Source organism: Actinomadura macra NBRC 14102, assembly GCF_001552215.1.
In the GTDB taxonomy this organism is placed as follows: Bacteria; Actinomycetota; Actinomycetes; order Streptosporangiales; family Streptosporangiaceae; genus Spirillospora; species Spirillospora macra.
Map to the genome: position 1 here is coordinate 181,921 of NZ_BCQT01000015.1, position 11,910 is coordinate 193,830.

The window sequence follows — 11,910 nt, forward strand, 5'->3', positions numbered from 1 at the left end:
AGTTGACCCTGGTCGCACGGTCGCGCGCACGTCCTGGGCCTCAGCCGATGGCGCCCCTTCGGCGAGAGAGGGGAGCGCGGGCGGGGTGGAGGGGGCTGACGAAGGATGGCCGGGCGGCACGGGCGAGGGTGCAGGCGTGGCATGCTGCAGAGGTGTCAGTTGAGGCCATCACCCTGATCGTGGGGGACGAGGAACTGCTCGTGGAACGGGCGATCGGCGATGTCGTCGCATCCGTGCGGGCGAAGGACCCGGAAGCCGAGGTGGTCGACCTGGCGCCGGGCGGGCTGGAGCAGGGGCGGCTGGCGGAGTTGACGTCGCCCTCGCTGTTCGGCGGCGGGAAGGTCCTCGTGCTGAGGTCGGCCCAGGATCTGGGTAAGGATCTGACCGCCGAGGTGCTCAAGTACGCCAAGTCGCCGGCGGACGATGTGGCGCTTGTGGCCACCCATCACGGCGGTGCCAAGGGCAAGGCGCTCGTGGACGGTTTGACCAAGCTCAAGGCACGCAAGGTCTCGTGCCCGAAGGTCACCAAGATGGGGGAGCGCGTCGACTTCGTCCGGGCCGAGATCCGCAGAGCGGGCGGGAAGATCTCCGCGGACGGAGCCCGGGGGCTGCTGGACGCCGTCGGAAACGACCTGCGGGAGTTGGCCGCGGCGTGCAGCCAGCTGGTCGCCGACACCGGCGGCAAGGTCGATGACGCCGCCGTCGCGCGGTACTACCGGGGCCGTGCCGAGGTCAGCGGGTTCGCGGTGGCGGACAAGGCCATCGAGGGCCGGCTGGCAGAAGCCCTGGAGCAGCTCCGCTGGGCGCTCGCGACGGGGGTGGCGCCGGTGCTGATCGTCAGTGCGCTCGCCCAGGGCGTTCGGGGGCTGGCCCGGGTCGGGGGTGCGCCTCGCGGCGCACGAGGGGCGGCGCTCGCCAAGGATCTGGGCATGCCCCCGTGGAAGATCGAGCGCGTGCAGAAGCAGCTTCGTGCCTGGTCGGGTGATGGGGTGGCGCGTGCGCTGGCCGCGGTCGCCGAGGCCGACGCGCAGGTCAAAGGTGGCGCGGCGGACCCCGCGTACGCCCTGGAGAAGACGATCGCCGATATCGTCGCCGCTCGCGGCTGAGGTTCTTCACGCCGCACGATCTGCCCCGTGGACGTTCTCTGTCGGTGGTCTTCGTGTGCCATGTGGGGCATTTGTTGTGCTCTGTCTCACTGGCGTTCTTGTGGCATGATTTGTCATTGCTGTTACAGAGCCACCTTCGTATTCGGCTCTCTTGTGCTGGGCGGTCTGCTCGGTGTTCTCGCGAAAATCGTCCTGCGAGCCGGTCTGAGTTGCGTTGGCCCTTTTGCGTCCGGAACCGGGGATGAGTTGGTAGCCGACGTTCGCTGGCGTCCGTGTGGGGTCGCCAGAAGGAAACGTGAGGTCGATCGAGGTGTTCTCCGGCGGTCGGGGGAACTCCTACGAGGGCGGGCTATGTGCTCAGCGTGGCCTGGATTTCGGTCAGGAGACCGGTGACCAAGGGGTCGTCGGCGCGGTCGCGGAGGTGAAGGGCGTAGTACGGGACGGCGGGGAGGTCCGTGATCTCACGTTGGATCAGCCCCGCTGGTGGAGTGACACAGCCGTTCACGACCGCGAGGCCGATACGCAGGGCCACGAAGTGCAGCAGGAGAGGCCAGCCCTCGGCCTCGACGGCGAGTGACCAGGGGATCTCGGCGGCGCGGAGAGCGCGTTCGAGAGCGATCCGGTGGGGACCTGTCGGGGGTGGAACGACCAAGGGGCTGCCCGCCAGATCCGCGAGAGTGAGTGAGGGGAGAGCACTCAGGGGGTGGTCCTCCGGCATGACGAGCGTCTGGGGGTAGGAGGCCAGGAGGACGGCGTCGACGTCGGTGGGGAGCACGTCCAGGACCGCCACGCCCAGGTCGGCGCGACGGGTGCGGACGGCCGTGAGGGTGTGGGCACGGTTGCCGTTGATCAGGCGGATTCCCGGGCGGACGATGTCGCCCAGCAGGTAGAGGTAGGCACCCTCGCCGGCGGCGAGGGTGGGCGTCCGGGCGGCGGAGCGGCCGTGGATCTCGGCGAGGAAGGCCGTGACACGGGTGTCGAGGTCGCGGGCGAAGCGCGCGACGGCCTCGCCCTCGGGGGTGAGGACGAGGCGGCGGCCCTGACGCAGATAGAGGGGACGGCCAAGGGTCTCGGCGAGTTTCTGCACCTTGACGTGGAGCGCGGGCTGGGAGATGCGGAGGGCCTCGGCGGCGCGCGTGAAGTTGAGATGGTCGGCGAAGACGGCGAAGGACGCGAGGGCGTCCGCTGACAGGCGACCGAGATCCATAGCCTCAAACTATAGTGATGCGATCGGTTAATAGTTCTGCTTTAGGAATCTTGCGTTCATCGTGGAGTGCATGAACGCTGAAGCCCGGCTGGGCATCGATTTCGGTCGCGTCATCCACGGGGGGCCGCTCGCGCCCGGGAACGCCGACACCGTGTTCCTCGGCGGCAGTTTCGAGGAGGCGCTCGCCTCGCCTGCGACGGAGGGGATGTGGGACGTCCTGCCAGGACTGATCGAGGCGTTCGGCCGGCGGGCCTGGATCATCTCCAAGTGCGGGGAGCGGGTGCAGAAGCGCACGCTGGCCTGGCTCGATCACCATGACTTCTACGCGCGAGCCGGTCTGCCACGCGGGAACGTCCGGTTCTGCCGCAAGCGCGCCGAGAAGGCGCGCCATTGCGTGGAACTCGGGATCACGCACATGATCGACGATCGGCTGGACGTGCACCAGGCGATCCGCGACGTCGTCGCCCATCGGTACCTGTTCGGGCCGCAGGAGGCGCCTGAGTGGGTGCGGCATGTCCCCGACTGGGCGGCGGCCGCCGAGATCGGTGAGGACATCCGCTAGCTGTACTGCCCTGAGAGGTACTCGGGTGGGACCTGCTCGGTCAGCCAGACGCCGTTCGGGCTCAGGTGGAACCGGTGCCCGTCGGCCGACATCCGTCCGGAGAGCACGGTCAGGATGACGGGTTCTCCGCGACGGGCGCCCACGCGGCGCGCCGTTTCGCGGTCGGGGGAGAGGTGGACGGCGTGGCGGCCCATGGGCCGCAGGCCCTCGCGCCGGATCGCGGCCACCGTGCCCTGCACGGTCCCGTGGTAGAGGAGGTCCGGAGGCGCGGCCTCGGGAAGGTTCAGCTCGACCTTGATCGAATGGCCCTGGACGGCACGGACCCGGTCGCCGTCCAGGGCGTAGCGCCGCTTGTCGTTGACGGCGACGACGTGCTCCAGCTCCGCCCTGCTGAAGGGGAAGTGGTGGCGTGCGGCGGCGTCCAGGAGTTCGGGGATCTCCGCCCAGCCCTCGGTGTCGAGCGAGAGGCCGATCCGCTCGGGGCGGTGCCGGAGGTGCTTGGCGAGATACTTGGAGATCTTCACCACGCGGCGCTGGTCCATGGATATGCGTCGGGGCCGGCGCAGGCGGCCGGCCCCGGGCGTACGCGTCCTACCCGGTCGCGCCCTACTTGGCCTGAAGGGCGGCGGCCTGCTTGGCGATGGCCGACTTGCGGTTGGCGGCCTGGTTCTTGTGGATGACGCCCTTGCTGACGGCCTTGTCCAGCTTGCGGGCGGCGTGGCGCTGCGCGGCGGCGGCCTCGTCCGCGTTCCCGGCCTCGGCGGCCTCGCGGAACTTGCGGATCGCCGTCTTCAGCTCGGACTTGACGGCCTTGTTGCGCAGGCGGGCCTTCTCGTTCTGCTTGTTGCGCTTGATCTGGGACTTGATGTTAGCCACGTCGTAGTGCCTCAGCTTGGTTGCGATCCGCGCCTGCCCTCGATTGGCAGGCCCAACGAAATGTCTGACGGGGGCGGACGGTGCCCCAGGGCACGACGCTACGCCACACGCAGTCGCACAGCCTACCAACCGCGGGCGCCCTCCCCAAACCGAAGCCTGCACGGAGCATCGCGCGCGGCATGGGACTATGGGAGACACAGTTCCCTGTCCACCAGTGAGTTTCGAACGGACCCCGGTGCCCGCGCCTGACAAGACCGATCCCGCGATCATCCGCAATTTCTGCATCATCGCGCACATCGACCATGGCAAGTCGACGCTCGCCGACCGGATGCTCCAGCTGACCGGAGTGGTCGAGGAGCGGCAGATGCGTGCCCAGTACCTCGACCGCATGGACATCGAGCGCGAGCGCGGCATCACGATCAAGAGCCAGGCGGTGCGGCTGCCGTGGGCGTCCGAGGGCCGCGACTACGTGCTCAACCTGATCGACACACCGGGGCACGTCGACTTCTCCTACGAGGTGTCGCGGTCGCTGGCGGCGTGCGAAGGCGCGGTTCTGCTGGTGGACGCCGCGCAGGGCATCGAGGCGCAGACGCTCGCCAACCTCTACCTCGCGCTTGAGGCGGACCTGCACCTGATCCCCGTTCTCAACAAGATCGACCTTCCCGCCGCGCAGCCGGAGAAGTACGCCGAGGAACTGGCCGGGATCATCGGCTGCGAGCCGTCCGACGTGCTGCGGGTGTCGGGCAAGACCGGCGAGGGCGTCCGGGAACTGCTCGACAAGATCGTCAGGGAGGTGCCGGGGCCGGTCGGCGACCCGGACGGCCCGGCGCGGGCACTGATCTTCGACTCGGTGTACGACACCTACCGCGGTGTCGTCACCTACGTCCGGATCATCGACGGGCACCTCTCGCGCCGCGAGAAGAGCCTGATGATGTCGACGGGGGCCGCCCACGAGACCCTGGAGGTCGGGGTGATCTCGCCGGAGCCCAAGCCCGTGCAGGGCCTCGGCGTCGGGGAGGTCGGCTACCTGATCACCGGCGTGAAGGACGTGCGGCAGGCGCGGGTGGGCGACACCGTCACCGTCGCGGGCCGTCCGGCGCCCGAGGCGCTCGGCGGCTACCAGGACCCGAAGCCCATGGTGTTCTCCGGGCTGTACCCGATGGACGGCGACCAGTACCCCGACCTGCGCGACGCGCTCGACAAGCTGCGGCTGAACGACGCCGCGCTGATCTACGAGCCGGAGACGTCGGCGGCGCTCGGCTTCGGGTTCCGCTGCGGGTTCCTCGGACTGCTGCACATGGAGATCGTCCGGGAGCGGCTGGAACGCGAGTTCGGTCTCTCGCTGATCTCGACCGCGCCGAACGTGATCTACCGCGTGGTCATGGAGGACGGGACCGAGCACACCGTCACCAACCCCAGCGAGGTCCCCGAGGGCAAGATCGGTGCCGTGTACGAGCCGGTCGTCAGGGCGACGCTGCTGTCCCCGGCCGAGCACATCGGCGCGATCATGGAGCTGTGCCAGGGACGGCGTGGGGTGCTGCTCGGCATGGACTACCTGTCGGAGGACCGCGTCGAGATCCGCTACACGCTGCCGCTCGCCGAGATCATCTTCGACTTCTTCGACCAGCTGAAGTCGCGGACGCGCGGATACGCCTCGCTCGACTACGAGCCGAGCGGCGAGCAGGAGGCCGACCTCGTGAAGGTCGACATTCTCCTGCAGGGCGAGTCGGTGGACGCCTTCAGCCAGATCGTCCACCGGGAGAAGTCGCGCGAGTACGGCCTGATGATGACCGCGAAGCTCAAGGAGCTGATCCCGCGGCAGCAGTACGAGGTGCCGATCCAGGCGGCGATCGGCGCGCGCATCATCGCGCGGGAGAACATCCGCGCCATCCGCAAGGACGTCCTCGCCAAGTGCTACGGCGGCGACATCTCCCGCAAGCGCAAGCTGCTGGAGAAGCAGAAGGAGGGCAAGAAGCGGATGAAGACCATCGGGCGGGTGGACGTTCCGCAGGAGGCCTTCGTCGCGGCGCTGTCCACCGGCGGGGAATCCCCGGACAAGGGCCGAAAGTAATCCGGCGGGCTTTCCCGAACCGGTGGTGACGTAGCGCTCACGCGTGGACACTGGGAGTTGTGAGCCACACGTTACTGCACCAGTTTCTCGTCTCGGACCTGGTGGTGCCCGTCGGGTTGGCGCAGCGGCCCGGCCATGAATGCCTGACCGGGTTCGCGGCACGCCTCGCCGGCGCTACCTGGGTGCGTCCTGACCTGATGGTGTTCCACAAGGAGCGGGCGGAGGACGACCCCCGCCATGTCACGGGGGCTCCGGTGCTGGCCGTGGAGGTCGTGTCGCCCGCGTCGCGTGAGGCCGACCTGTCGGCCAAGCGGGATCTGTACGCCCGGTCCGGGGTGCCGGCGTACTGGGTGGTGGACACCTGCGACGGCAGGCCGGAGGTGGTCGTCCACGAGTTCGCGGAAGGCGGACGGTACGCCGCGCAGGAGCGGGTGCCGTGGGGCGCGTCGCGCTGCCTGTCCCACCCGTTCGCCATCGTGCTCACGCCAGAGGAGATCTTCCGGCCGCCCCGCCGGACCGTCCCGATGAGGAGAGCCGTCATGCCCGACCTGCCCGCCCCCGCTGTCGCCGGCCCGGACATGCCCTACCCCAGGGATCCGATCCTGTTCGACGTCTTCGGGCACCGGTGGCCCACGGGCGCGGAGAAGGTCGAGCTCTGGGAGGGCTGCCCGGTCTTCTACGGCCAGTGGGACGAGCGGGACGTCGAGATCGCCGAGCGCGCCTATCCGGGCCGCGTGATCAGGCTGGACCAGCCGCCGGGCGAGCCCGGCACGATGACGATCCTTCCCGCTCCGACCCCCGCGAACGAGACGGTTTCCCGCGCGACCTCCGAGGCAAGTTCCCGCGCGGCCTCCGAGGCGAGCGCCGCGTCCGAGGCCGGCGCTGCGCCCGGGGTCAGCGGATCGCCCGATGCGGGCGGGCTGCTCGAGTCCGAGGTCGTACGTGTGATCAAGCCGGGACCGGCGGCCACGCGCGAGGCTACTTGAGGATGGGCCAGGCCACCACGGCCGGTACCTTGCGGAACTCGCCGCGGTTGGCCGCCCTCGCCGCGTACACGAGGAAGAACATCACGACCGCCGTGAACAGCAGCGGCGCCCAGATGAGCACCTCCACCGCCAGCGACAGAAGCCCGCCGACGAACCAAACAGCGATGGCCGCGAGACCCATGTTGAGGCCCTGCGCCGCATGCCGCCGGACGAACGGCGACCGCGACTTTCCGAAGAAGACGACGGCGGGGGCGATCGCCCCGACGAGGAACTGGCCCACATAGGCCATGAGCGACCACGTCTTGTCGTCATCGCTCACGGGGCCGTAGTGCCCCGGCATCTGCGCCGTCCCCGGCCCTGGCGGCTGTGCCTGCTGCCCCTGGTGCGGCTGCTGCCATTGAGAACCGGGCTGCGGCTGCTGCCACTGGGACCCTTGCTGCGGTTGCTGCTGCCATTGAGGCTGCTGCTGCCATCCAGGCTGCTGTCCCTGACCGGGTTGCGGAGGAGGCCCGTAGGCCATGGCGGGTGTCCTCTCCGATTCGCTGAGCGACGCTACTGGCGAATTGTATGACCTGTACGACTCCTTGGACGCACTACGAGTTCCCCCCGGTTCCTGTGATTCGCCGGCTCGTGGCCGTTTTGTGCCACGAGCCGGCTCCGCGAAGGGCGGGTCCGGGCAGCGTCAGGGACGCCAAAGGACGACGGACGGCTGCTCCTTCGTGAGCGTGACCGAGCCCGTCCAGGCGATGCCGGACGGCAGCGGCAGATACGACCCGTCCAGGAAGAAGCCGCGGTTGACGGCCGTGACGGTGGCGGGCGCGCCGTTGTCACCGACCCCGACCGGACGGCGGATCGCCTCGATGCCGGCGATGTCGGAGAGCGCGGTGCCCTCGGGAAGCTCGACGGTGGTGGCGACGACCCCGTCCCGTTCGATCGACCATGTCGGCTGGTCGTGGTCGGACCGGTACAGGCGCGCAGGGTCGGACCTCAGCCGGACGCCGAGCGCGACGCCTGGCACGGAACCGACGCCGGTAGGGCTCCCGGTGGTCTTGGCGAACTCGGCGAACAGGTACGCGCGCTGGTCGCCGACCTCCCGGGTGGACGGATCCGACGGCTTCTCGATCTTCCCCTCGCGGACCATCTCCTGCGCCATGACGCGGTACGTCCACGGCTCGCGGTCCATCACGACCTCTCGGGCACGGCCGTCGGGACGGGTGGCGGACGCGTCCGGAAGGAAACGCAGCGGCGCCTCCTGGGTGAGGACGTCGCACATGTTGTTGTTCTGCGTGCAGGTCTGCAGCAGGGGATGGTCGCCCTCGTAGCGGCCGGTGAACTTCAACGTGGCGTGCTCGGGCGCCTGGTAGACGCCCGTCCCGTCCACCCGCCTTCCGGCCACGTCGACCTCGACGCGGTAGATCCACTCGATGTCGGTCGTGCGGCCCCAGCGGGCCATCAGCGCCGGTGAGTCGGTGCCGCCGTCCTCGTTGCTCCACACCACCGAGTACTCGATGACGTGGTGCCCTGACGTCGTGGCGGGCCTGGTCTCATGCCAGGCGATCAGCGGCGTGTCGGTGGTGGCGTTCTGGTAGGGGTCGTTCAGCGGCCCCGTCGTCCGGCCGATGACGACGGGGGCGTGCCGCAGGGCGAGCTGGTCCGCCCGCGGCATCCGGACGCGGGGGCGCGTGAGCCGCACGTGCCGGGCGGCCGGCGCGCTTCCTCGCGCGAACCACAACGTCACCTTGTGCCGGCCGTGACGGACGTGCCCGAGGCCGAGGCCGCGCGGCGTCGGGTCGGACGAGGGGACGACGAGGTCGCTCACGTGGCGGCCGTCCACCGCGAGGGATACCACGGCCGACTCGGCGCCCTTGCGTTCCCAGGAGACGCCGGGCGCGGCGGCGCCGAAGCCGATGACGGCCTCGCCGTCGTGCCGGGCGGTGAACGACAGCGACCGGGCCGGGCCGCCCCGGCGAAGGTCGATGCTGCCCGGCGCCGATGCGGCGTGGGCGGGGGAGACGGCGGGCGGGATGCCCAGAAGGGCTGTTCCGGTCAGGGCGAGGACGGCGTGACGCGCACGGCTTCTCATGATCGGCGAACCTAGGCCGGTGGGGTTGCGTTCGGGTGACAGCCTGATCCCCCGTGAGTGTCGGGACCGTGGCCGCCCTGTTCTCCCGCGGCACGCTTCTCCTAGACGATGGTGCGGAGGGCCGCCAGCGCGCTGGGGAGTTGGAGCGACACACCCGTGAACCGCTCGGGAGACGCGGGTGACTCCGGCTCGTAGAGGGTGAGCCCGATCGCGGGTAGCCGTACCGTCCGTCCCCGCCGGACCGCGTCGTGGCCGAGGTCGCGCAGGAGCGCGACGACGTGCGCGGCGGGCTCGTCGAGCAGGTCGATGCCGTCCAGCCGGAATCTCATCTCGGGGTTGCCGCTCCAGCCGGGGCCGCGCGTCCCGAAGATGTCGGCGAGCTGTTCGGCGCCGTCCTCGCCGCGCTCGGTGGACAGCGCGAGCCGCCCGCGCCCGACCCGGATGCTGCGGTGGTCGGCCCAGCCGCACAGCGACGACGCCTTGGGCGGCGGGGTACCGCAGCGCTCGGCGATGGCGGCCAGGGCGCTCCAGGCGTCCGGGGGCTGCGTGGAGAACAGCAGGTCGGCGTCCGGTAGCAGGGCGCCGCGCCCGGGGTCGAGGGTGATGACGAACGGGGGGACGCGGCCAGGGAAACGCGCGGGGTCGGGCTCCTGGAGCGTGACCAGGCCCTCCCACTCGACGGGCTCGTCGACGGCGAACCAGGTGATCGCGGCTTCGGCGGCGAGTTCGCGGAACGTCGCGTCGGTCAGCCGTTCGCCGATCGTCTCGCGCAACCCGTCCGCCGTCTCGCACAGCCGCCGGTGCCACCACGGCGGCTCCGGGCCGGACCCCGTGCCGGTCTGCCAGCGGGTACCGACCCCTGCAAGATCCCAGCGCCGTACCGCGCCGGAGTCGGCCACGACCACGCAGTGCCAGCCGTCCGGCTCGCCGCGCAGCAGGACACGAGCGGGCACCCGCCCCCGTTCCGCCTCCTCATTCCGCATTCGGACGACCCTATCCGCCCAAGAGGCGCAGCACATTCCATTCGGGCGTGTCCCGGCGCGCCTCCGGCGAACACCCCCGTGACCGGCACATCTTCGTGGCCGTCCGCGGGGGTGCGCGCCCGTCTCGACCAAGATCGTCCCGCGAGCGTCCGCACCCGGCCGGGCGGTTTCGCCGCGACACGGCGGCGCTGCTTGGCCTGACCCGAGATGTCGGTACGGTCGGAGGGCAGCGGCCGTGACGGGGTACCGTGCCTTTCGGCCCAGTCGACCGGCAGATCCGACCTCCGGAGGTTCCAGCGTGACCCACTCCGAGCAGGTCTTGCGCTCCCCGGCGGAGCGGGAGGTGGTGAACGGCGCCGTCCGCGCGCTGCGGTCGGCCGCGCCCGCGGGCTGGGAGCGGCTCGGTTTCGAGTTCCGCGCGACGGTCGGGATCGACAGCGCCTCCTTCGAGGTCCAGGGCGCCGACGGGTCGCGGCGCAAGGCCATGCCCCCAGGTCAGGCCGTCGGACGGATGGACGAGCTGCGCCGCGTCATGTACCGGCGCGGCAAGGGCGCCTGGTTCACCGCCCGCCTGGAGATCGAGCGCTCGGGCCGGTTCAGCGCCGAGTTCGACTACGAGGGCGAACCCGACTTCGTTCCGCCGCTGACGCCGTCCGCCTACGCCCTGGACCTTGACCAGTTCCCCCGCACTGACGAGCACATCCCCGACTGGCTCCGCCAGAAGCTCAACGAGGCGTGACCCGGCGCCCAGACGCCTGACCAGGATCATGCGGCCGGAACACCGTCCGGGTGAGGGCAGACTTGGGGTGTGCCCGCTACCTTGCCCGATGGTGACCCCGTACCCGCCGACGGCGCGCTGCCCACGAGCGCACATGAGGGGCTGGGGACGCGGCCGTTCGCGTTCTACATCCACGTCCCGTTCTGCGTGACCCGGTGCGGCTACTGCGATTTCAACACCTATACGGCGACGGAGCTGGGCCCCGGTGCGAGCCGGGATTCCTACGCCGACACCGCCATCGCCGAGGTACGGCTGGCGCGGCGGGTGCTGGGCGACGTCGATCTGCCGGTGGAGACGGTGTTCGTGGGCGGAGGGACCCCGACCCTCCTGCCGCCGGACGATCTCGGCCGTGTCCTGGCCGCCGTCAACGCCGAGTTTGGACTCGCCCCGGGCGCGGAGGTCACCACCGAGGCCAATCCGGAATCCGTTGACGAGCCGTACCTCGGCAAGCTCCGCGAGGCCGGCTTCACACGCGTTTCGTACGGCATGCAGAGCGCGCGCGAGCACGTACTAGCCGTGTTGGAAAGGACCCACACACCTGGACGTGTCCCACAGATCGTGGACTGGACGCGTAGGGCGGGTTTTGAGCACATCAACCTAGACCTCATCTACGGGACACCGGGGGAGACCGACGACGACTGGCGCGCATCCCTGGAAGCAGCCCTGGAGGCCGAACCCGACCACGTATCGGCCTACGCGCTCATCGTCGAAGAGGGAACCCGCCTGGCGGCACAGGTGCGCCGCGGCGAACTGACCCCACCCGACGACGACGCCATGGCAGACCGCTATCTGATCGCGGACGAACTGCTGGGCGCGCACGGGCTGCGCTGGTACGAGATCTCCAACTGGGCCACCGGTCCCACCGCCGCCTGCCGCCACAACGTCCTCTACTGGACGGGCGCGGACTGGTGGGGCATCGGACCCGGGGCCCACAGCCATGTCGGTGGGACGCGGTGGTGGAACGTCAAGCATCCCGCCGCCTACGCCGCCCGCCTCGCCGAGGGGACCACCCCGGCGCACGCCCGCGAGGTCCTGGACGCCGAGGACCGCCGCATCGAACGGATCATGCTCGAACTGCGGCTCGCGGACGGCTGCCCGGTCGGGCTGCTGGACGAGGCGTCCGTCCGCCGGGCCATCGCCGACGGGCTGGTCGAGGCGGGCCCCTACGAGGACGGGCGCGCCGTGCTCACCCTGCGCGGGCGTCTGCTCGCCGACGCCGTCGTCCGCGACCTGACCTGACTTCTCCGCCGGACTCGGG

At 70.4% G+C, this 11,910-nt stretch carries 12 protein-coding genes; 6 read left to right on the plus strand and 6 right to left on the minus strand.

From position 1 onward, the window contains the following. Nucleotides 1–152 precede the first annotated feature (152 nt). The gene (gene holA / locus AMA02S_RS24740) at nt 153–1,106 is read left to right on the plus strand and encodes a DNA polymerase III subunit delta (RefSeq protein ID WP_245667810.1); all 954 of its coding nucleotides are present in this window, start codon (nt 153–155) and stop codon (nt 1,104–1,106) included. A 349-nt stretch (nt 1,107–1,455) separates the two neighbouring features. Here the strand turns inward: holA and AMA02S_RS24745 are convergent, their stop codons facing one another. Continuing rightward, nucleotides 1,456–2,313 (minus strand): LysR family transcriptional regulator, encoded by an 858-nt coding sequence (locus AMA02S_RS24745; RefSeq protein WP_067461773.1) that lies wholly within the window; start codon nt 2,311–2,313, stop codon nt 1,456–1,458. A 70-nt stretch (nt 2,314–2,383) separates the two neighbouring features. On the opposite strand from AMA02S_RS24745, the gene AMA02S_RS24750 reads away from it, so the two are divergent. Then, complete coding sequence (locus AMA02S_RS24750; RefSeq protein ID WP_067461774.1) at nt 2,384–2,875, plus strand: hypothetical protein; 492 nt, start codon at nt 2,384–2,386, stop codon at nt 2,873–2,875. Here AMA02S_RS24750 and AMA02S_RS24755 read toward each other — a convergent pair. Then, the gene (locus AMA02S_RS24755; RefSeq protein WP_067461775.1) at nt 2,872–3,417 is read right to left on the minus strand and encodes an RNA 2'-phosphotransferase; all 546 of its coding nucleotides are present in this window, start codon (nt 3,415–3,417) and stop codon (nt 2,872–2,874) included. The two genes, AMA02S_RS24750 and AMA02S_RS24755, sit on opposite strands and share 4 nt — an antisense overlap. A gap of 64 nt (nt 3,418–3,481) precedes the next feature. Next, nucleotides 3,482–3,751 (minus strand): 30S ribosomal protein S20, encoded by a 270-nt coding sequence (gene rpsT / locus AMA02S_RS24760; protein ID WP_067461776.1) that lies wholly within the window; start codon nt 3,749–3,751, stop codon nt 3,482–3,484. Nucleotides 3,752–3,986: 235 nt separating this feature from the next. On the opposite strand from rpsT, the gene lepA reads away from it, so the two are divergent. Both lepA and AMA02S_RS24770 read left to right on the plus strand, forming a co-directional pair. Further along, nucleotides 3,987–5,822: a translation elongation factor 4 gene (lepA, locus tag AMA02S_RS24765; protein WP_067461777.1), complete on the plus strand. Its 1,836-nt coding sequence runs from the start codon at nt 3,987–3,989 to the stop codon at nt 5,820–5,822. Nucleotides 5,823–5,881: 59 nt separating this feature from the next. Beyond that, nucleotides 5,882–6,808, plus strand: a complete 927-nt coding sequence (locus AMA02S_RS24770; protein WP_067461778.1) for a Uma2 family endonuclease — start codon at nt 5,882–5,884, stop codon at nt 6,806–6,808. On the opposite strand, the gene AMA02S_RS42985 is transcribed toward AMA02S_RS24770, so the two are convergent. The 3 genes from AMA02S_RS42985 to AMA02S_RS24785 form a co-directional block, all read right to left on the minus strand. Continuing rightward, nucleotides 6,801–7,127, minus strand: a complete 327-nt coding sequence (locus AMA02S_RS42985) for a magnetosome magnetite crystal formation protein family (protein ID WP_169806883.1) — start codon at nt 7,125–7,127, stop codon at nt 6,801–6,803. The two genes, AMA02S_RS24770 and AMA02S_RS42985, sit on opposite strands and share 8 nt — an antisense overlap. A gap of 363 nt (nt 7,128–7,490) precedes the next feature. Further along, nucleotides 7,491–8,891: a hypothetical protein gene (locus AMA02S_RS24780; RefSeq protein ID WP_067461780.1), complete on the minus strand. Its 1,401-nt coding sequence runs from the start codon at nt 8,889–8,891 to the stop codon at nt 7,491–7,493. 101 nt (nt 8,892–8,992) lie between these two features. Further along, nucleotides 8,993–9,874: a hypothetical protein gene (locus AMA02S_RS24785; RefSeq protein ID WP_067461781.1), complete on the minus strand. Its 882-nt coding sequence runs from the start codon at nt 9,872–9,874 to the stop codon at nt 8,993–8,995. 298 nt (nt 9,875–10,172) lie between these two features. Here AMA02S_RS24785 and AMA02S_RS24790 point away from each other — a divergent pair, with 298 nt between their 5' ends. Both AMA02S_RS24790 and hemW read left to right on the plus strand, forming a co-directional pair. Continuing rightward, complete coding sequence (locus AMA02S_RS24790) at nt 10,173–10,613, plus strand: antitoxin YezG family protein (protein WP_067461782.1); 441 nt, start codon at nt 10,173–10,175, stop codon at nt 10,611–10,613. A gap of 69 nt (nt 10,614–10,682) precedes the next feature. After that, entirely contained in the window at nt 10,683–11,891 is a 1,209-nt protein-coding gene (gene hemW, locus AMA02S_RS24795; protein ID WP_067461783.1) for a radical SAM family heme chaperone HemW, read from the plus strand. Nucleotides 11,892–11,910 lie beyond the last annotated feature (19 nt).